This is a genomic window from Mitsuokella jalaludinii DSM 13811 (assembly GCF_000702905.1).
GTDB lineage: Bacteria > Bacillota > Negativicutes > Selenomonadales > Selenomonadaceae > Mitsuokella > Mitsuokella jalaludinii.
Genome location: NZ_JNKR01000002.1, coordinates 221,569 through 241,694 on the forward strand (window position 1 = coordinate 221,569; position 20,126 = coordinate 241,694).

A 20,126-nucleotide genomic window follows, 5' to 3' on the forward strand; every position below is an offset into this window, starting at 1 on the left:
GTCAGGCGAGATAGACGAGGCTCTCGTAGCCCTTCGTCTGCTGCATCTCGCGGGCATCCGCCTCATCCTGGCACATGAGCGCGAGCTCGACGACCTTGCCGTCTGCGCGCAGCTCCTGTGCCTTCTGGATGGCGTCGTGCTCGCGGCCTGGCGCGTAGCCGAGGTAGACGTCTTTCGGCTGATCCGGCTTCTCGAGCCCCTGGCGCGTCAGCGCGAGCAGGATGCGCTCGATACCGATGGCAAAGCCCGTGGCCGGGCAGGCATTGCCGAAATCCGAAAGCAGGTGGTCGTAACGACCGCCGCCAGCGAGCGGGAAGCCGAGCTCCGGCGTGTAGGCCTCGAAGACCATGCCCGTGTAGTAGCTGAAATCGCGGATGATGCCGAGGTCAAAGCGCACGTACTGCTCGACGCCGTACGACTTCAGCAGGCGGTAGATCTCCGCGAGGTTGTCGAGTGCGCGGCGGCTCTGCTCGTTGAGTGCCAGCGTGTAGCTCTTCTTGAGCATCTCCTCGCCGCCGTTCAGAAGCGGCAGATAGCCGAGCGTCTTCTTGGCCTTCTCCGGAAGTCCGAGCGCCTCGATCGCGCGGTGGAAGGAGACGAGGTCGTGCTTCTCGAGCGCCGTCTGGAGCTTCTGCTTCGTCTCGTCGGCGAGCTGGTACTGGTTCATGATGCCCGAGACGAACTCGACCTGGCCGAGGCAGATCGTGAAGTCCGTGAGGCCGGCGCGTAGCAAGCCCTGGATGGCGAGCGCGATGACCTCGGCATCAGCAAAGGCCGTCGCGCTGCCCATGAGCTCGACGCCGGCCTGATGGAACTCACACTGGCGGCCAGCCTGCGTCTGCTCATAGCGGAAGGCACTGCTGACGTAAGAAAGCTTCAGCGGCTGCGGATAGTCGCGCAGGCGGCTGGCTGCGAGGCGCGCAATCGGTGTCGTCATCTCATGGCGCAGCGCGAGCGTGCGGTTGTCCTTGTCGAAGAGCTTGAAGAGATGCGGCTCTAGTGCGCGGCTCGTGCCGAGCGTCAAGTTGTCGAGGTACTCGATCGTCGGCGTGACGACCTCATCGTAGCCCCACTCGGCGAACAGCGAAGCGAGCTCCGTCTCGATGGCGCGCTTCTCCGCAGCCTCCACCGGCAGGAAGTCGCGCATGCCGTACGGGATCTCCAGTGTCAGTCTTTCTTTATCCATGGGTCTGTCTCCTTTTATCTTGATTACATTCTTTTCCTATTATAAGAACTCATTCAGTCGTCTGAAGAGTCCTCCCCCTCATCCGGGTCCAGGCGATCGAGGACAATGTTGTAGCCGTCTGCGCCGTAATTGAGGCAGCGCTTGACGCGGCTGATCGTCGCCGTGCTCGCGCCTGTGCGCGCGACGATGTCATCGTACGTATGACCAGCGCGCAGCATCCGCGCAACCTCGAGCCGCTGGCTCATCGCCTTGAGCTCGCTGATCGTGCAGAGGTCTTCAAAGAACTGGTAGCACTCATCCACCGTCTCCAGCGACAGCATCGCCTCACAGAGCTGGTCGTTGAGCTCATCCTTGAGTTTTGGGTTCACCATACCCATTCCCTCCTCATATCGAATCCGAAAAGCAAAACTTTTCGTCTTTAATCCTTTAGTTAGTGAAAATTTATTGTCATTATAACACAGCTATTGCAAAAAGAAAAGGGATTCGCCGAAAATTTGTCACAGAGTATCGCTTGCTGAGAATGCCTGCCCCTCCATGCGATACGCTGCATCAAAAAAAGACTGCCGCTGGGGCAGTCTTTTTTGTAGTACAGAACAGTGTATCAGCCGTTCATCGCGAACTTGACGACGGCTTTCATGCCTGGCTTGAGGCTGAAGTTGAGGCCAGACGGGATGGAGATGCGGATGATCATGACGTCTTCATCCGCATCATCTGCATCTGTGGCCTCGGCAGTTGTCTTGGGCTGATTGCCTGCGGCAGGTTGGCCATTGGCAGCGTCGCCGTCAGCGGCATCAGCTGTCCCAGCCTGCGCGCTCTGCGCATCCTGGCCGTTCTGGCCGGCACCAGCACCATTTGCGCCAGCTGTATCCGCCGCATTGGCGTTGCCGGCGCTGGCAGCTGCATCTGCGCTATCTGCCGAAGCCTGGTCATCTTTCTTGACCGGCTGCTGGATATCCTGGACGGAACCCTGGAGCTGGTGGCCTTCGATCTCGTAGGAGACGAACTGGCCGAGGCGGATCTTCGCGGCCTTGTCGGGGCTGACCTTGGCCTCGATCCAGATGTCGTCGGCATTGCCGACGCTCGCGACCGTCTCGCCTGCCTTGACCGTCGAACCCTCGTCAATGCCCTGCGCGTAGTAGACCGTGCCGGCTACCGGCGCGACGATGTCCGTCTCAGCGGCATCCTGCTTGGCATTGTCGAGCGCGGCCTGCGCCTGCTTGAGCTGGAGCTCTGCATTCTGCACGGCCTTCGGGTCAGGCGGCTGTGTCGTCGTCTGGTAGCGGACGGCCGGCGAAGAAGACGGCGCAGAAGCAGCAGGAGCCGAAGACGAAGCAGCTGCTACGGCTGCATGATAGGCCGAGACGGCGGCATCGCGCTGTACGGCGCTGATGGCACCCATCTCGAAGAGCTCGTTCATGCGATTCATGCGGGACTCAGCACTCGCGACGCTCTGCGAGGAACCGCTGCTGCGCGGTGCGCTCGCAGCCGGTGCCGGCGCAGGGCTCGGCACGGCGACCGTCACGGTCTGCCCCTTCTTGATCTCATCGAGGTTGCGCTGCGAGAGCGCGACGGTCTGCTCGAGGTTCGCAATCTGCTCGTCCGTCACCGTGCTCTTTACATGGGCGATGACATCGCCGGCTTCAACGTGCTCACCGTCTTCGACGACCTTCTCCGTGATCACCGCATTGCCGTGTACTTTCGCCGCGACGAGCGAGCTCGTGACCTGCGCGTCGTAGACGTTGAAGTACTTATGCTGATGCTGGTAGTAGTAGATGCCGCCAGCACAGAGCACGGCAATGAGAATCAGGCCGACGAGGCCGTATTTCATCAAATACTGTACTTTTTTTGTGATATCGACTTCCAAGATTCAGGACCCTCCATCATCTATCATCTGTTTATAAGGTGCCAAGATATCAAGGAACCTCCCTCATAAGGAGGGAGGTTCCTGCTGTAATCTCTTAAGCAAGCTGTGCTTCGATGACGGCCATTGCCTTCTCGAATGCCTGCGGCAGGGCTTCTGCCTTCTTGCCGCCAGCCTGTGCCATGTCCGGACGTCCGCCGCCGCCGCCACCGACGACTGCTGCGGCTTCCTTGATGATCTTGCCGGCATGGATGCCGCGCTTCACGGCATCCTTCGATGCCTTGACGACGAGGTTGACCTTGCCATCGTTGGCGCAGCCGAGCACGACGACGCCGCTCTCGATCTTGCTGAGCGTGAGGTCGGCGACTTCGCGCAGGGAGTCCATGTTCTCGACGTTGGCCTTGCCCGTGACGACGGAGATGCCGTTGACTTCCTTGACGCCAGCGATGAGCTGCTGAGCATCGGCCTTCTCCTGCATCGCCGCAACATCAGCGAGCTTGCCGGCCATCTCCTTGTTCTCGGCCTGCAGCTTCTCGACAGCTGCGGGGACATCGTCCTCGTTCGCCTTGAGCAGGGATGCTGCCTTCTGCAGGACAGCGAACTTCTCATTCGCGTAGTCGAGCGCAGCCTTGCCCGTGATGGCCTCGATGCGGCGCACGCCCGAGGCGATGCCCGTCTCGCCGACGATCTTGAACATGCCGATCTGGCCGACGTTCTTGACGTGCGAGCCAGCGCAGAGCTCCATCGAGAAGCCCGGCACGCGGACGACGCGCACGACATCGCCGTATTTCTCCGAGAAGAGCGCCATGGCGCCGGCCTTCTTGGCTTCTTCAAGGCTCATGTGCGAGATCTCGACGTCCTGGCCCTTGAGGATGACCTTGTTGACGAGCTCTTCGACATCCGCGAGCTGCTGCGGCGTAACCGGCTCGAAGTTCGTGAAGTCGAAGCGCAGGCGGTCCGGCGTGACGGAGGAACCGGCCTGGTTGACCTGGTCGCCGACGACCTGCTTGAGGGCTGCCTGCAAGAGATGCGTTGCCGTGTGGTTGCGCGCCGAAGCAAGCTTCTTCTCCTGGTCGACCTCGATCTTGACCGTCTCGCCGACCTTGAGCTGGCCTTCCTCTACGTACGAGACATGGTAGACCGTGCCGTCCGGCAGCTTCTTGGCGTTCGTGGCCTTGATGCGGCCGAATTCGCCGAGCAGCATGCCTTCGTCACCGACCTGTCCGCCGCCCTCTGCGTAGAACGGGGTCTTGTCGAGGATGATGCCGGCCTCTTCGCCGTCCGTGATCTCGTCGACGAGCTTGCCGTCCTTCCAGATGGCGACGACCTTGCCTTCTTTGGCCTCCGGGTCAACCGTGAGCTTCGATACGTCGATGCCCGAGAGGTCCGGCACAGCGACGCGCTGGTTCTCGGCGCGGGCATTTCTCGCGCGCTCGCGCTGCTCGTTCATGGCCTTGTCGAAGCCCTCTTTGTCGAGGTCGAGGCCGTTCTCGTGTAGGATCTCCTCGGTTAGCTCCCACGGGAAGCCGAACGTGTCGTAGAGGCGGAAGCCGACTTCACCCGGCAGCTCCTCCTTGCCGTCAGCTTTCAGTGCCTTGATCTCCTCGTCGAGCAGGTCCATGCCCTGGTTGAGCGTCGCGGCAAAGCGGTCTTCCTCGATGCTGATGACTTTCTTGATGTAGTCGTGCTTAGCGACGAGCTCGCCAAAGTCGCTGGCATCGCGATAGATTTCAACGACGGCGTCAACAGCGCCCTCGAGGAACTTGCCCTTGATGCCGAGCATGCGGCCGTGGCGGATGGCGCGGCGCAGGATGCGGCGCAGCACGTAGCCGCGGCCCTCGTTCGACGGCAGGATGCCGTCCATGATCATGACAGCCATGGAGCGCGCGTGGTCGGCGATGACCTTCAGCGAGATGTCAGTCTTCTCGTCCTTGCCGTACTCGACGCCTGCGACCTTGGCCGCGTACTCGATGATCGGGTAGAGAAGATCCGTCTCGAAGTTCGTCTTCTTGTTCTGCACGACGGACGTAAGGCGCTCGAGGCCGCAGCCCGTATCGATGTTCTTATGGGCGAGATTCTTGTAGGAGCCGTCCTCCTGGCGGTCGTACTGCGTGAAGACGAGGTTCCAGATCTCGAGGTAGCGGTCGCAGTCGCAGCCGACGGCGCAGGTCGGCGAGCCGCAGCCGCGCTCCTCACCGAGGTCGATGTAGATCTCGGAGTCCGGGCCGCACGGGCCAGGGCCGATTTCCCAGAAGTTGTCGTCCATCTTGACGATGTGGTCCTGCGGGAAGCCCGGCTGGGACTTCCAGATCTCGATGGCTTCCGTGTCATCCGGGTAGACCGTGACCCAGAGCTTGTCCTTCGGCAGCTCGATGACCTCCGTCAGGAATTCCCAGGCCCAGGGAATGGCCTCGCCCTTGAAATAATCACCGAACGAGAAATTGCCGAGCATCTCGAAGAACGTCTGATGGCGCGCCGTGCGGCCGACATTCTCGATGTCGCCCGTGCGGACGCAGCGCTGGCTCGTCGTCACGCGCGTGCGGGGCGGCTTCATCTTGCCCGTGAAGAAAGGCTTCAGCGGAGCCATGCCGGCGCCGATCAGCAACAAGGTCGGATCGTCCTGCGGGATCAGCGAGAAGCTCGGCAGACGCAGATGACCTTTCTTTTCCGAAAAGAACTGCAGATAAGCTTCACGCAGTTCGTTACCACTCATGTACTTCAAAAAAATCTACCCCCATAAGAGAAATCCTGATGATTATCTCTGGTATTACGCATGGAATTTACTGGAAATTACATAACCATTCTCAAGTATACCACAAGCATCCTGTGCTTTTCCAGTCTGTTGACCATTTTTCAGCCGATTTCGTGAAAGTTTTCGTCAGCTGTCACTGCACTCGGCCAGCACGGCAGCGGCCTGCTCAGAGTTCATGAGGATCTCGCGCGGCTTGCTGCCGATGTTCGGCCCGACGATGCTGAGATCCTCCATCTCGTCGATGAGGCGCGCAGCGCGCGTATAGCCGACGCGGAAGCGGCGCTGAAGAGACGAGGCCGATGCCTGGCCCGTCGACATGACGAGATTGACGGCATCCGGCAAGAGTTCGTCGTACTTCGAGGCGCGGCGCCCCTTGCCCTCATCCTTCTCCTCGTCCTCTTTCATGGCATTCTCGGTGAAGGTGATGATCTCCTCGTTGGCCTCCATCTCCTGCCCCTGGCTGCGGATGAAGTCCAAGAGATGCTCGACCTCCTCGTCGCTGATGAAGGCGCCCTGCACGCGCATGGGCTTCGCCGCGCCGACCGGATAGAAGAGCATGTCACCGCGCCCGAGGAGCTTCTCGGCGCCGCTGCGGTCGAGGATGGTGCGCGAGTCGATCTGGCTTGAGACGGCAAACGAGATACGCGACGGGATGTTGGCCTTGATGATGCCTGTGATGACGTCGACGGACGGGCGCTGCGTCGCGAGCACCATGTGGATGCCGGCGGCGCGGGCCTTCTGCGCCAGGCGGCAGATGGCGTCCTCGACGTCGTGCGGCGCGACCATCATGAGGTCGGCCAGCTCGTCGATGATGATGACGATGGCCGGCATCTTGTCCTCGGGGAACTTTGTGTTGTAGGTCTCCATGTTGCGGACGTTGTGCTCGGCAAACTTCGCGTAGCGCTTCTCCATCTCCTGCACCGACCAGTTGAGCACGGAGGCCGCCTTCTTGGCCTCCGTGACGACGGGGACCATGAGGTGCGGGATGCCGTTGTAGTTGGAGAGCTCGACCATCTTCGGGTCGACGAGGATGAACTTGACCTCCTCCGGCTTCGCCTTGAAGAGGATGCTCGTGATCAGCGTGTTGATGCAGACAGACTTACCGGAGCCCGTAGCACCGGCGACGAGCAGATGCGGCATCTTCGCGAGGTCCGCGAAGATGGCCTGGCCGCCGATGTCCATGCCGAGGCCGACCGTCAGCTTCGACTTCGCCTTGAGGAACTTCTCGTTCTCGAGGACTTCTCGCAGCTGCACACCCTCGAGCTCCTTGTTCGGCACCTCGATGCCGATGGCTGCCTTGCCGGGAATCGGCTCGATGCGCACCGATGTCGCGGCGAGGCTCAGCGCGAGGTCGTCGGCGAGGTTCGTGATCTTGCTGACCTTGACGCCCGGTGCCGGCTCGAGCTCATAGCGCGTGACGGCCGGGCCGTGGCAGGCGTTGATGATCTTTGCCTTGACGTGGAAGTCCTCGAGCGTCTTCTGCAGGATGTGTGCCTTGTCGGCGATTTCCATCTCGAGCGCGGCATTGTGCTTCTTCGCGTGCTTCGAGAGAATCTCCGTGACCTGCGGCAGCACGTAGGGGCGCGGCGGCGCAGCAGGTGCTGTTGCCGCCTCAGACGAGCTGGCAGCAGCACCCTGCGAACCACTGCCCTGCCTGCTCTCCATGCTCTTGGCCGAGCCGTCGAGCAATGCCGCGGCCGGCATGATCGGCGCGATCTCGTCGTACGAGGGCATGGCCGTCGGCTTCTTCTTCATCGGGCTCGGCGAAGGCGGCACGACGGGCTCTGTCTTGGGCACGATGAAAGGAGCTGCGGGCGCCGGGGCAAACTGCTCTGGCTCGCCAAGTGGCTCTGAAGGATCTTCTGGAGGTGCCGCAGGGCTCGTTCCCCTGCCTATCGGCCCCTCGACGAAGGGGCTTCCCGCGCGCAGGCTCGCCGGTGGTACGGCCATGCCGATTGGCTCGATGGAGTCCGGCAAGCCCATCGGGCGCTCCTCTGCGGACTCTGCTGCCTGTTCATGTGCTGTGCCGTACTCGATCGTGAAGTCCGGCATGGCACTTTCCACATTGCCTATATCGCCTTTCGCCTCCGCAGTCTCGGCCGCCATGCGAGGCTCTGCTGCAGCAGCCGTCTCTTCGGGCGCATCGGCAAAGCGCTTGTCCGCCGCCTGATTGTAGAAGCTGGCCTTGCTGACTCTGCTGACCTTCTCGCGCACGGCCTCGACGACGTGCTCTTCGACACGGCCGCTGACTTCGGCGACCTTGCCGCAGGTCGACTGGATGGCCGAGCCTGCGGCAGCTGCGCCCTGCTTCGCCTTTTCCTGCGTCTTGAGGAGGCCTGTCGCGAGCGACCAGGTCGTCGAGAGCAAGACGGAGCCGACTGTGCCGACACCGAGAATGATGATGGAGCCGTCGACGCCGAAGCACTTGCGCAGCGCGAGCAGCAGGCCACCACCCAAGAGCCCGCCGCCCGTCGGCAGGCTCTGCGGCAGGATCTCCTCGCCGACCGGTACCTTGAAGTGGTGCCAGATGGCGAGCGCGGAGATGAAGAGCGCGAGCAGGCCGAAGAAACGCGGTGAATAGCGCGGCGCGTGGTGTTTCGTCATGTAAGTCCAGGCGATCAAGAGTACCAGGACGGCGATGAGGATGGAGCCCACACCGAAGAAGTAGCGCAGGAACTTCGCGAAGTAGACGCCGACGAAGCCCACGTTGAGGCCGCAGATACCGCAGATTGAGATGAGGCCAGCTGCCAAGAGCGCCAACCCGAAGAGCTCAGAGCGTCTGCCGGTGTGCGCGCGCATCACGCGGTGGCCTGTCTTTGTCGCCTTGCGCACCGGCTTGCGGCGCGCCCGCGTGCGGCTCGTAGTCTTTTTCAAAAGTCTCCCCCCTGTATCGATTATCGATGACAAGATTACGAAAGCAAGGCTGTCGCGCGAAGCGGCAGCCCTGCTGTAGATTCACTGTAAGTTGCGGCTCTGAGTCTCTCACTTCGTCAGGCGCTCTGCGCACTTCTGCGCCTCGTAGAAGATGCGCTCCTTGTCGAGCGTCAGGAGTTCGCCGTCTTCCATGAGGACCCTGCCGTCGACGAGCACCGTCGAGGCGGAGTCGGCGTGTGCCGAGTAGACGAGCTGCGACGCGAGGTCGTTGCGCGGATACCAGGCAGCGCCTGCCATGTCGAAGAGCGTGATGTCGGCCTTGCAGCCAACTTCGAGCTTGCCGACACCCGTGAGGCCGACGGCCTTGGCGCCGTACTCCGTGCCCATCTTGAGCGCCGTGCGCGCCGGGACAGCCAGCGGGTCGAGCGTGCTGACCTTGTGGAGCATCGCCGCGAGGTTAATCTCCTCGAGCATGTCGAGGTTGTTGTTCGACGAGGCGCCGTCCGTGCCGAGTGCGACGCAGACACCCTCCTTGAGGAGGCGCGGCACCGGCGCGATGCCGCTCGCGAGCTTCATGTTGCTGCCCGGATTGTGGGCGACGCGGATGGCGTGCTTCTTGATGATGGCGATGTCCTCGTCATCGAGGTGGACGCAGTGCGCCGCGAGCGTGCCCTTGCCGTCGAACAGGCCCGTCTCCTCGACGTAGCGGAACGGGCGCTTGCCGTATTCCTTCACGATCTGCTCGACCTCAGCCTTCGTCTCCGCCATGTGGATGTGGATCTCCGCACCGAGCGACTGCGCCGTGCTTGCAACCTTTTTGAGGAAGTCCGGCGGGCAGGTATACGGTGCGTGCGGGCCGAACATGACCGTGATGCGGCCGTCCGCTGCGCCGTTGAAATCCTTGTAGAGCGAGACGTTCTCCTCGATCTTGGCATCGCCGTCCGGCGCGACGCCGATGATGCCGCGCGAGAGCACGGCGCGCAGGCCCGCATCGTTTGCGGCCTTGGCGACCTTCTCCATGTACGGCCCGTACATGTCGGCAAACGTCGTCGTGCCGCCCTCGATCATCTCGACGGCAGCGAGCATCGCGCCCCAGTAGATGTCTTCTTCCTGCATCTTCGCCTCAGCCGGCCAGATCATGTTGTTGAGCCAGTCCATGAGGTTCATGTCATCCGCATAGCTGCGGAAGAGCGTCATCGAGGCGTGCGTGTGTGCGTTGATGAAGCCCGGCACGGCGAACTTGCCCGTACCGTCGATGACCTTTGCCGCGCGGAAGCCGTCCGGCACCTCGCCGATGGCGGCGATCTTATCGCGGTCGATCATGATATTCGTCAAAGGCGTCGTGCCGTCCGGCAGCAGCGCGCGTACATTCTTGATGAGTGTCTTCATATATCCTCCTCAGGCCATGTTCAGATATGCCTTCTGCTCCGGCGTCAGCGCATCGATGGCGATGCCCGATGCCTTGAGCTTGATCTCGGCAATCTTCGTGTTGATCTCTTCCGGCATGAGATGGACGCCCTTTGCCATCTCCTTGCCGTGGTGCAGGAGATGCAGCGCCGAGAAGAACTGCACGCCGAACGAGAGGTCCATGATCTCTGCCGGATGGCCATCGCCAGCGGCGAGGTTGACGAGGCGGCCCTCTGCGAGCAGGTAGATCTTGCGGCCGTCTTTCAGCTTGAACTCCTCGATGTTCTTGCGGACCGGGCGACGCGAGACGGAGAGCGACTCGAGCTCCGGAATGTTGATCTCGACGTCGAAGTGGCCGGAGTTCGCGAGGATGGCGCCATTTTTCATGACCTCGAAGTGCTGCTTGCGGATGACATCCTTGTCGCCCGTCAGCGTCAGGAAGATATCGCCGATTTTGGCGGCCTCATCCATCGGCATGACGCGGAAGCCGTCGAACACCGCTTCGATGGCCTTTATCGGGTCGACTTCCGTGACGATGACATTGGCGCCGAGGCCGCGCGCACGCATGGCACCGCCCTTGCCGCACCATCCGTAGCCGGCGATGACGACATTCTTGCCCGCTATGACGACATTCGTCGTGCGCATGATGCCGTCCCAGGTCGACTGGCCCGTGCCGTAGCGGTTGTCGAAGAGGTACTTGCAGTACGCATCGTTGGCAGCGATCATCGGGAACTCGAGCTTGCCCTCATTGGCGAGTGCGCGCAGGCGATGGACGCCCGTCGTCGTCTCCTCCGAGCCGCCGACGATGCCCGAGAGCAGCTCGCGACGCTTCGTGTGCAGCATGTGCACGAGGTCGCCGCCGTCATCGATGACGAAGTCCGGCTTGATGTCGAGCGCCTTGTTGATGAAGGTGTCGTACTCCTCCGGCGTGCAATCATGCCAGGCAAAGACGTGCAGGCCGTCCTCGACGAGCGCTGCGGCCACATCGTCCTGCGTCGACAGCGGGTTGCTGCCCGTGATGGCGACCTCCGCACCGGCATGGTGGAAGATCTCCGCCATGTAGGCCGTCTTGGCCTCGAGGTGCAGCGTGATGACCATCTTCTTGCCCGCAAACGGCTTCGAGACGGAGAATTCTTTATCAACAGCTACCATGACCGGCATGAAGTTCTTGACCCAGTTGATCTTATCGTGGCCCGACGGAGCCAGCTTGATATCGCGAATCATTGATTCCATGAATATTGCCTCCCGTAACAAATCTATTCTATATTCTATCACAAGTAGATGATGAAAAAAAGACAGAGCTCAGCGGTCCAGGAGCTTCTCGATGGCGATGTAATCCGTGAGGTCGACCATCAGCGGCGTCACAGCGATGTAGCCCTGCTCGACGGCGTAGATGTCCGTCGGCTCGCTCTTGTCGGTATCGAAGATCTCGCCGGCAACCGTGTAGAAGATGCGCCCGTCCTCGCGCTCCTGCCTAAGGAAGGCGTTCTTATAGTCGCGCTTGCCCTGGCGGCCAAAGACGACCTGCGGGCGGCCGTCCTCGCCGAGCGCATAGGCGCGCGGGAAATTGACGTTCCAAAAGATTGGGCGCGGCTCATCGGCAGACGGCCGGGCCGCCATGACGCGCTCCAGCAGCAGCGCAAATTCCTCTGCCGCCTCACCGTACGAGATGGTGCTGTCCACATCGAGCGATACCGCAAACGAAGAGATGTCGTGCAGCATGCCCTCCATCGCCGCGCCGACCGTGCCCGAATAGAGGATATCCGTCGCGAGGTTCGCGCCGTGATTGATGCCCGAGACGACGACATCCGGCTTCTCCTCCGCCAGAGCCTCGAGGTAGAGCTTGACGCTGTCCGTCGGCGTGCCGTCGACAGCCCACGCCTCGATGCCGTACTTTTCGGCGAGTGCCTCGCCGCGGATGAGCTCGAGCGGACGGCCGACGTTCAGTGCATGGGCCATGCCGCTCTGCTGGCGCGCCGGCGCCGAGACGACGACCGTGTGCTCGCGCGCACAGAATGCCTTGACGAGGGACTCGAGCCCCTTGGCCTGGATGCCGTCATCATTGGAGATCAGGATTCGCATGATGTCATTCCTTTCTGTTCTGTTGCTCTGTTGCAATCTCTATTGGCAGATACAAAAAAGGCTCCTTCTGCAAGGAGCCGTTATCTCAAAATGGTGACCCACCACGGAATCGAACCGTGAACCTACTGATTAAGAGTCAGTTGCTCTGCCAGTTGAGCTAGTGAGTCATGGTGACCCACCACGGAATCGAACCGTGAACCTACTGATTAAGAGTCAGTTGCTCTGCCAGTTGAGCTAGTGAGTCATCATCTTTCTTTTGTCTGTCAGTCGCTGTCGCAACCAACGAATATTATTATAGACGGGCGCTCCCGTTCTGTCAACACCTTTTTGCTGTTTTTTTTATTTTTTTTACTGTTGCGCCGTTTCTCCCCCGCCGAAGAGCGACTGCAGCTTGAAGAAAGCCGTACCGAGGATGCCCGAGAGGATTGACGCCGAGAGGATGCTGATCTTCGCAAGGTCGAGCATCGCGCTGTCTGTGAAGGCCAGCGAGGCGATGAAGATGGACATCGTGAAGCCGATGCCGCCGAGCATGCCCGTCGCCGCGAGCTGGCTCTTCGTCGCATTACCCGGCAGCTGCAGGCCAAAGACCTTGCAGAGCACGAATACCGCGCCGAAGATGCCGATGGGCTTGCCGAGGCAGAGGCCCGCGAGGATGCCGAGGAAGATCGGCGAGGCCATGTCAAACGTCGCCAGAGAGATCGCGACGCCAGCGTTGGCCAAGGCGAAGATCGGCATGATGGCATAGGCCGACCACGGCTCGAGTGCGTGCTCGAGCTTGTGCAGGAGCGAGTTCTCCGGATCCGCCGCTGCCGGGATGGAGAGGCCGAGCAGCACGCCCGCAATCGTCGGGTGGATGCCCGCCTTCAGGAAGGCCAGCCAGGCGACGAAGCCGAGCGCCATGTAGGCCGGCAGGAAGCGCACGCGGAAACGGCCGAGCAGGAAAGCGGCAGCCACGGCCACGAGCCCCAGCAGCAAGGCCGATACAGTGAGGTCCGTGTTGTAGAACAGCGCGATGACGACGATGGCGCCGAGGTCATCGACGATGGCGAGTGCTGTCAGGAAGACGACGAGGCCGAGCGGTGCCTGGCGCGCGGCGATGGTCATGATGCCGAGCGCAAAGGCGATGTCGGTCGCCATCGGGATGCCCCAGCCGCCGAATGTCGGCAGCCCTAAGTTGATCGCCGCATAGATGGCGGCCGGCACGAGCATGCCGCCGAGTGCCGCGCCGACGGGCAGCAGCATCGCCGAATACGTGCGCAGCTCGCCGTAGAGGAACTCGCGCTTGATCTCAAGGCCGATGACAAAGAAGAACACCGCCATGAGGCCGTCGTTGATCCAGTGCAGCAGGCCCATCTCCAGCACGTACTCCCCCGCTCCGACAGCGATGGGATAATGCAGCAGATGCTCGTACGATTCGGCCAGCGGTGAATTCGCCACGATGAGTGCGAGGATGGCGCAGGCGAGCAGGATGACACCGCTGCTCGCCTCCCAGTGCAGGAATGCCAAGAACGGCTCCGCGATTGCCTGCATGGATTTGATTGTCTCTTTCATAATTCCATCACTTCCTTTTCTTTCCCAAATGATCGATCGCAACAAAGACCTGCGCCAACGCGCAAACCCCTTATTTTTACTCTACCATAAAAATCTGAGAAAGAAAAGGAACTGCATCACAAAAGCATCACGAAAGATCGTGATGCTTTTGAAATCATGCTTTTGTCTTGCGCCCCAGCAGCTTGATCGGCAGCAGCAGGACGAAGTTGAAGACGAGGATCGTCAGGATCAGCAGTGCGCCGATGCCGTTGGCGATGGCCTCGCGGTCCGGCACGAGGCCCGTGCTCATGAGGTACCAGAGGTGAACCGCCAGCGTCTCGCCGCCCGCCATGACATCCGTGTCGAACATGTGACGCGATACCGTCGTGCCGGCCGTGAAGATCAGGATGGCCGTCTCGCCGAGTGCACGGCCCGCCGTCAGCGTGATGCCCGTGATGATGCCCGGCATCGCGCTCGGCAGCACGACCTTGAAGATCGTCTGGAGCTTCGTCGCGCCGAGCGCAAGGCTCGCTTCTTCATACGACCTCGGCACGGTGCGGATGGATTCCTCCGTCACGCGCACGAGCATCGGCAGATTCAGCAGGACGAGTGTCAGCGAGCCGCCGAGAATGGAAAAGCCCATGTTCATCATGTTGACGAAGACGATCATGCCGAACAGGCCGAGTACGATGGACGGCACCGTCGCGAGGCTCTCGACGGAAAGGCGGATGCACTTCGTCAGCTTGTTCTCACGCGCGTACTCCGCGAGGTAGATGCCCGCGCCGAGCGCGATTGGGATGGAGATGGCCATCGAGAGGAAGAGCATGTAGAACGAGTTGAAAAGCTGTGAACCGACGCCGCCGCCAGCCATCATGTCGCTCGATTTGCCGAGAATGAAGTGCGGCGAGAGCACCGGCAATCCCTTGTAGAGGATGTAGCCGAGGAAAGCCGCAAGCAGGGCGAGGATGAAGAATCCCGTACACCAGAGGCCCGCCCGTGCCACCTGATTCTGTACTTTTGCATTCATGTGTTATACCCTCCTCGTGCCGAAACGGCGGATGACAAGAATCATGGCCAGCGACAGGATGAGCAGCACGAAAGCCATGAGGAAGAGCGCATTGCCCCAGACCGAGCCGAACGGCGTATTGCCCATCTCGACGACGATGTCACTCGTCAGCGTTGCCGTCGGAGAGAACAGCGAGGTGATGAGCTGCGGCGTGTTGCCGATGAGCATCTGCACGGCCATCGTCTCGCCGACGGCGCGCGCCATCGCGAGCACGACAGCCGTCAGGATGCCAGGCGCTGCAGCGGGCACGATGACGTGGACCATCGTCTGCCACCACGTCGCGCCGAGCGCGAGGCTCGCCTCCTCCAGCGGCTTCGGCACAGCATTGAGCGCATCCGTGCTGATGGAGAGGATTGTCGGCATGATCATGATGGCGAGCACGAGCGACGCCGCGAGCACGCCGAAGCCCGTCGTCGTGCCGAACGCATCGCGCATGTACGGCACGAGCAGCATCAGGCCGATGTAGCCGTAGACGACCGAAGGGATGGCGACGTAGAGATCCGTCGCCGGGCGCATGATGTTCTTGAGCCAGGCCGGAGCGACCTTCGCGAGGAAGATGGCGCCGAGCAGGCCTAGCGGCGCGCCGATGGCAACCGAAAGGAGTGTCGTCACCAGCGAGCCCACGATGAACGAGAGCGCGCCGAACTTGCCGAGCGACGGATCCCAGCTCGCACTGAAGAAGAACTCCAGCGGACTGACCGCTGCGAACGTCATGAGGCCCTGGCGACCGACGAAGAAGATGATGGAAAAGATGATGATGGTCATGAGAAAGGCAGCCGCAATGAAGAGATACCGCCCGCACTTGTCGTAGAATAGCCTGCGCTCATGACCTCCGCCTGACTGCTTGCCGTCAAGGCGGCCGATTGTTGCTGCCCGTTCCATAAAAAACCTCCTGTATAAACGTGATGCAGGACCTCCGTCCTGCATCATCCTTCCTGTTTACTTTCGCGAATTACTTCTTCATCTTGTTGACAGGGATGAAGCCGAGCTTCTCGACCTGCGTGTTCTGGAACTCATCGCTGAGGATGTAGTCGATGAATGCCTTGACCGCGCCAGTCGGCTCACCTTTCGTGTACATGTGGCCATAGCCATAGATCGGATACTTGCCGGCGATGATGTTCTCCGGAGAATACTCAACGCCATCGAACTTCAGGATCTTGACGGAATCATCGGCATACGGTGCATCGACATAGCCGATGGAGCCCGGCGTGCTGGCGATAGCGGCGCGAACTGCACCATTGGAATCCTGGATGACTGCGTTATCCGTGAAGGCTGCGCCCTTGAGGACGACATCGCTGATCGTCGCACGGGAACCCGAGGACTTTGCACGGTGGATCAGCGTGATCGGCTGGTCATCGCCGCCGACTTCCTTCCAGTTCGTGATCTTGCCCGTCAGGATGTCGATGACCTGCTGCTTCGTGATGTTGTCGACCTTGTTGTTCTTGTCGACGATGAAGACGAACGGCTCAACGACGACCTTGTGGTCGACGAGGCCCTTGTCCTTGTACTCATCCGGCAGGTTGACATCCGAGTTGCCGATCTGGACCGATCCCTCTGCGACCTGGTTCATACCCGTGAACGAACCGCCGCCTGCGATGTTGACCGTCACCTTATCGTACTTGTCCTGGAAGGCTTCCTGTGCCGGCTTCAAGAGCGGCAGGAGTGCCGTCGAGCCCGACGCTGAGATCTTGCCGGAGATTTCCTGTGCTGCGCTGCCAGAAGAGCTGGAAGCCTGCTGGCTGCCACCGCCGCAGCCCGCCAGCAGCACTGCCGCACTCGCGACAACAGCACCGACGGAAAGAAGTTTCTTCATCTTGTTGAACATATTATTTCCTCCCCAAATCACTTGCTGATTGGAACCCTGGAGCCCTTCGGCTCCCTTCATCGTTCTCCTATATCGTAGCAGAGAATACGGGAGGTTTTGTTGTCTTCATGTTACGCTTTTGTTAAATCCCAATGCCATCTGCGCAACAAAAAAGCCGCCCGAAGGCGGCTGGTCATCGACGCGTCAAGCATCATTCTCCTATCGAAGATGTCCTGTACTGCAATGCGGAAGTCACGGCTCCCATGCCGAGCGCTGTCTTGATGCCGATGCCGGCAAATGGCGCAAAGGACGCGAGCAAGGCCAGGATGCGCCTCATACTGTCAGTCCCGCCGAAGTGCAGGGCAAAGCGCCCCCGGAAGCCGGTGATGCGCTGGCGCTCTAGGGAAAAAGACGCCGTGTGCAGGTCGTAGCGCACGATGGGCGCATGATCGGCCAGCTTCGACGCCAGATCCTCTTCTTCCAGCGGGATCTCCGGACAGAATGCATTCCAGCGCTGCAAGAGGCTCTGCACGATGAGGCGCGATTCCGGAAAGATCGCGTACCGGCCATCCCGCTTGAAGCTCGTCGGCGTGAGACATGTCAGTTCCGCGCCGTGCGGAGCCTGTTCTGCGGTAAAGGCGGTATCCGCCAATTCCTCAAAGGAAGTCTGCTACTAAAAACATAGACAAAAATGTGCATGTCTTAGAAAAATTCCTTATTCATCGTGTATGCTTTTGCCCAGGGCAAGCCTGAGACTACTCACAAGTTCTTGTACACTCCAAAGGCGTTGGCCGTGTTCCTTGCCTCGCAAGGCAACGGCCTGTTCCCGACTAGCCATCGGTACATTTATCAAACGTGAAAACGTGAATCAGGTGATGCGATAGTTTTTCGTATCGCGCAGATTCAGCGCTGCATTCAAATCGCGATCTTCCGTGTATCCGCATGAGGGGCAGACGTAGACGCGGTCTTTGAGTTTCAGGCCGCTATGCACCTGCCCGCATGCGTGGCAGGTCTTGGAACTCGGGTAGAATCGGTCCGCGATGCGGAATTCAATCCCGATGACCTCTGCCTTGCGCCGCAGTTTCTCGCGGAGGGAATAAAAGCGCTGCTGCGCCACGACCTTCGAGAGATGGCGGTTCTTCATCATGCCGGTCACGTTGAGGTCTTCCACCGTGATGAAGCGTGGTTTTTGCTCCACCAGTGCGTGGATGACCCGATTCTCGTGATTGCGGCGGAGATTCGCCAGCCGCTGATGCAATCTCTGTACCGATAATCTCTTTTTCTCTATGTTTGCAGAGGCAGTAGCAGTACTACCACCTTTCTTTTTTCGCATCTCGTACTTGCGGCTGAGACGCCTCTGCTCTCTTCTCAGCCGCTTCTCAAGCCGTCTGGCCCGAGAAGACGTATTGATATTCTCAAAAATCCTGCCGTCGCTGACGATGGCAAGCGATTTGACACCGAGGTCCACACCGATGCCATCCGACTGCGGACGGTACGATGCTTCTAAATCATTGTTATAACGGCTCGTCTCCTCAATCTCGGCCGTGACCGAGACGTAGTAGCGGCCCGCTTCATAGGAGACATGCCCATTCTTGATGGTCACGCTCTGCGGTAGGTAGCCAAATTCTTTCAGGCGCACCTTGCCGATAGTCGGGATCTGAATCTTATGCCGCCAGATGGTCCAGTCCCCCTTGTTGTTCTTAGGGAAGTAGAGCTTCACATTCTGCTGGTTCTTCCGCTTGAAGCGTGGGAAATGCGCCTGTCCTTTGAAGAAGCGCCGGAACGCCTGCTCCGCATTGACGAGGACCTTCTTGCGCGCCTTGGAGCCGCACTGGTCGATCCAGGGAAATTTCTTCTTCAGTATATGGTTGACGTACTTGTCGAAGTCATTGGCGGTGACAAAACGGCGCTGTTTCTCATCGAGGACGCCGCGCTGATACAAGCGGTACAGCCAGATGTTGCGGGCGATGTACTGGTTCGCGAGAAAGCGGCAGATGCCGAGAGAACGGCGAACTTTATCCTTCTGCCGTTCGGTGAGACGGAGCTCTGTCTTGAATGCCTTCAGCAAGTTCCTCATCTCCTTCAATCTGCTTCTTGTACTTACGTAACCCATAAAGCCGACAAGAAAATACATGAAGTATACTGACGATATCCTGCATCAGCTCTTTCTGCGGAGACAGCTTCTCGTTCTTCACGACCACGATCTCCACGTTGAATTTCTTGCAGAACCGCTCAAACCAATCGAACCCGAATCGGACAAAACGATCGCGGTGTGACACGAGGATCATCCTGACCTGATTTTCCATGACAGCATCTAGGAGCTGATTCCATTTCTTACGGTTATAATTCAGACCACTGCCATAATCTCGGACGATGGTATCGACAATCAAGCCTTTGGCATTCGCGTATTGCTGGAGGAAATCCACCTGGTTCTCTAGATCATCTGTCTGCTTCCGGCTCGATACCCTGGCATATAGAACAATCTTACGCGAATCCGTATCTTTCTCGATGCCCTTGAATTGCAAGTACTGGTCGTAGGTATAATATCTTCGATTCGTGGGCGTCCTATTTGCAACCAATATCTTCTCACGATCCCAGCGTTGAAGAGTTTTGACCGTGACATTCAATAATGTGGCAAATTCTTTCGGTTTGTAATTCGTGATATTGGGTATGCGCATAGCCACATCCCTCCTCTATTTATAGAGTATCACAAATATACACATTTGTCTATATAATTAATAACTTAAGAAAACTCCTCCACACAGTCGATTTCCTTCATCTGGATCTCGTATCCCTTCTGCTGTAGATGCAGCATCTCGCCGCCCTCCGCCATGCCAAACAGCAGGGCGCTCTTCATCACATCGTCCAGCGTGCCGATGCGCCAGAGAGGGCCTCTCGCGCGGTCAAAGAAGACGCTCTGGCTGTACGGACGCACATTCTGCTGATGAAGCACTTCCGCAAGTTCCGGGTAGTGTCAAGATTCTTGGTAGTGTCAAGATTCTTTCGCAAATTCATTTCATCCGCCAGTAAATATCGGCATCAAATGTATGGATTTTCCTCGTCAGCTGGCTGCTCAATTTCCATCTTGAATAGATGTTCCATGTCCATATAGCGCTTCGAGCCCCATTCTGAGGCGGCAACATGGCGAAGTCTGGCACAGACGAGCATCAACGCACTGTTGCCGTCAGAAAATGCACCAATGGCCCTTGTACGGCGGCGTATCTCGCGATTCTCGACCGAGCATTCACGGCGTTTGTAGCGTTCGATGATGGCCGTCTCGAACTGGATGCCCTTGAGTTTGGGCACGCGCAGCTTGACTTCACCGGAAGTCGTGCCGAAATTCCGCTCGTAATGACCGGAACGGTAGCCCTTACGGTCTCCCGTCCGCTCATACTTGCCAGCACGGACAAGCTCGTCCGCCTCATGGTCGAGCAGGGCATTCAGTGTTTCTTCTACGCTGTCGCGTACAAGATCCTTTAAATTATTCTTTATAAGATCCTCGTTAAGTTGTATAATGTTACCAGACATGGTCTATTTTTTATGAAATTGAATTTGCGAAATATA

The 20,126-nt window shown here is 59.4% G+C and carries 16 protein-coding genes, 2 tRNA genes and 1 pseudogene; all 19 read right to left on the reverse strand.

Annotated elements, in window-relative coordinates; all coding sequences use genetic code 11:
* Position 1: 1 nt before the first annotated feature.
* Positions 2-1,186: an ATP phosphoribosyltransferase regulatory subunit gene (hisZ, locus tag T518_RS03170; protein ID WP_036375007.1), complete on the reverse strand. Its 1,185-nt coding sequence runs from the start codon at positions 1,184-1,186 to the stop codon at positions 2-4.
* 53 nt (positions 1,187-1,239) lie between these two features.
* Positions 1,240-1,557, reverse strand: a complete 318-nt coding sequence (locus T518_RS03175; RefSeq protein WP_036375010.1) for a YerC/YecD family TrpR-related protein — start codon at positions 1,555-1,557, stop codon at positions 1,240-1,242.
* Between the two features lie 230 nt (positions 1,558-1,787).
* Positions 1,788-3,050 carry an HlyD family secretion protein gene (locus T518_RS03180; protein ID WP_051652171.1) on the reverse strand — a complete coding sequence of 421 codons (1,263 nt, stop codon included), beginning with the start codon at positions 3,048-3,050 and terminating at the stop codon, positions 1,788-1,790.
* Between the two features lie 94 nt (positions 3,051-3,144).
* The gene (alaS, locus tag T518_RS03185) at positions 3,145-5,760 is read right to left on the reverse strand and encodes an alanine--tRNA ligase (RefSeq protein ID WP_172674682.1); all 2,616 of its coding nucleotides are present in this window, start codon (positions 5,758-5,760) and stop codon (positions 3,145-3,147) included.
* Between the two features lie 165 nt (positions 5,761-5,925).
* Entirely contained in the window at positions 5,926-8,673 is a 2,748-nt protein-coding gene (locus T518_RS03190; RefSeq protein WP_081828398.1) for an FtsK/SpoIIIE family DNA translocase, read from the reverse strand.
* A 108-nt stretch (positions 8,674-8,781) separates the two neighbouring features.
* Positions 8,782-10,062: an amidohydrolase gene (locus T518_RS03195; protein ID WP_036375015.1), complete on the reverse strand. Its 1,281-nt coding sequence runs from the start codon at positions 10,060-10,062 to the stop codon at positions 8,782-8,784.
* A gap of 9 nt (positions 10,063-10,071) precedes the next feature.
* Positions 10,072-11,313 (reverse strand): adenosylhomocysteinase, encoded by a 1,242-nt coding sequence (locus T518_RS03200; RefSeq protein WP_036375019.1) that lies wholly within the window; start codon positions 11,311-11,313, stop codon positions 10,072-10,074.
* Between the two features lie 69 nt (positions 11,314-11,382).
* Positions 11,383-12,162, reverse strand: a complete 780-nt coding sequence (surE, locus tag T518_RS03205; protein WP_036375022.1) for a 5'/3'-nucleotidase SurE — start codon at positions 12,160-12,162, stop codon at positions 11,383-11,385.
* A gap of 91 nt (positions 12,163-12,253) precedes the next feature.
* A tRNA-Lys gene (locus T518_RS03210) sits at positions 12,254-12,329 on the reverse strand.
* Position 12,330: 1 nt separating this feature from the next.
* Positions 12,331-12,406, reverse strand: a tRNA-Lys gene (locus tag T518_RS03215).
* 104 nt (positions 12,407-12,510) lie between these two features.
* Positions 12,511-13,713, reverse strand: a complete 1,203-nt coding sequence (gene nhaA / locus T518_RS03220; protein WP_036375025.1) for a Na+/H+ antiporter NhaA — start codon at positions 13,711-13,713, stop codon at positions 12,511-12,513.
* Positions 13,714-13,867: 154 nt separating this feature from the next.
* Entirely contained in the window at positions 13,868-14,719 is an 852-nt protein-coding gene (gene pstA / locus T518_RS03225) for a phosphate ABC transporter permease PstA (RefSeq protein WP_036375027.1), read from the reverse strand.
* 3 nt (positions 14,720-14,722) lie between these two features.
* The gene (gene pstC / locus T518_RS03230; protein ID WP_036375030.1) at positions 14,723-15,640 is read right to left on the reverse strand and encodes a phosphate ABC transporter permease subunit PstC; all 918 of its coding nucleotides are present in this window, start codon (positions 15,638-15,640) and stop codon (positions 14,723-14,725) included.
* A 70-nt stretch (positions 15,641-15,710) separates the two neighbouring features.
* Complete coding sequence (locus T518_RS03235) at positions 15,711-16,583, reverse strand: phosphate ABC transporter substrate-binding protein (RefSeq protein ID WP_036375033.1); 873 nt, start codon at positions 16,581-16,583, stop codon at positions 15,711-15,713.
* A gap of 190 nt (positions 16,584-16,773) precedes the next feature.
* On the reverse strand, positions 16,774-17,214 hold the full coding sequence (gene cas6 / locus T518_RS03240; protein ID WP_051652172.1) for a CRISPR system precrRNA processing endoribonuclease RAMP protein Cas6: 441 nt from the start codon (positions 17,212-17,214) through the stop codon (positions 16,774-16,776).
* 216 nt (positions 17,215-17,430) lie between these two features.
* On the reverse strand, positions 17,431-18,639 hold the full coding sequence (locus T518_RS03245) for an RNA-guided endonuclease InsQ/TnpB family protein (protein WP_081828399.1): 1,209 nt from the start codon (positions 18,637-18,639) through the stop codon (positions 17,431-17,433).
* Entirely contained in the window at positions 18,578-19,225 is a 648-nt protein-coding gene (locus T518_RS03250; RefSeq protein WP_148485463.1) for an IS607 family transposase, read from the reverse strand. Before T518_RS03250 ends, T518_RS03245 begins: the two co-directional genes overlap by 62 nt.
* 80 nt (positions 19,226-19,305) lie before the next feature.
* A complete protein-coding gene (locus tag T518_RS03255; protein WP_036375039.1) occupies positions 19,306-19,515 on the reverse strand; it encodes a hypothetical protein in 210 nt (69 codons plus the stop codon).
* 278 nt (positions 19,516-19,793) lie between these two features.
* Positions 19,794-20,090: pseudogene (locus T518_RS11850) on the reverse strand (transposase); the annotation flags it as partial.
* Positions 20,091-20,126 lie beyond the last annotated feature (36 nt).

What these genes read in the sequence shown, in the direction of transcription:
- hisZ (WP_036375007.1), bottom strand. Translation starts at nt 1,186, where the DNA reads ATGGATAAAGAAAGACTGACACTGGAGATCCCGTACGGCATGCGCGAC.
- T518_RS03175 (WP_036375010.1), bottom strand. Translation starts at nt 1,557, where the DNA reads ATGGTGAACCCAAAACTCAAGGATGAGCTCAACGACCAGCTCTGTGAG.
- alaS (WP_172674682.1), bottom strand. Translation starts at nt 5,760, where the DNA reads ATGAGTGGTAACGAACTGCGTGAAGCTTATCTGCAGTTCTTTTCGGAA.
- T518_RS03195 (WP_036375015.1), bottom strand. Translation starts at nt 10,062, where the DNA reads ATGAAGACACTCATCAAGAATGTACGCGCGCTGCTGCCGGACGGCACG.
- T518_RS03200 (WP_036375019.1), bottom strand. Translation starts at nt 11,313, where the DNA reads ATGGAATCAATGATTCGCGATATCAAGCTGGCTCCGTCGGGCCACGAT.
- surE (WP_036375022.1), bottom strand. Translation starts at nt 12,162, where the DNA reads ATGCGAATCCTGATCTCCAATGATGACGGCATCCAGGCCAAGGGGCTC.
- nhaA (WP_036375025.1), bottom strand. Translation starts at nt 13,713, where the DNA reads ATGAAAGAGACAATCAAATCCATGCAGGCAATCGCGGAGCCGTTCTTG.
- pstA (WP_036375027.1), bottom strand. Translation starts at nt 14,719, where the DNA reads ATGAATGCAAAAGTACAGAATCAGGTGGCACGGGCGGGCCTCTGGTGT.
- pstC (WP_036375030.1), bottom strand. Translation starts at nt 15,640, where the DNA reads ATGGAACGGGCAGCAACAATCGGCCGCCTTGACGGCAAGCAGTCAGGC.
- T518_RS03235 (WP_036375033.1), bottom strand. Translation starts at nt 16,583, where the DNA reads ATGTTCAACAAGATGAAGAAACTTCTTTCCGTCGGTGCTGTTGTCGCG.
- T518_RS03245 (WP_081828399.1), bottom strand. Translation starts at nt 18,639, where the DNA reads ATGAGGAACTTGCTGAAGGCATTCAAGACAGAGCTCCGTCTCACCGAA.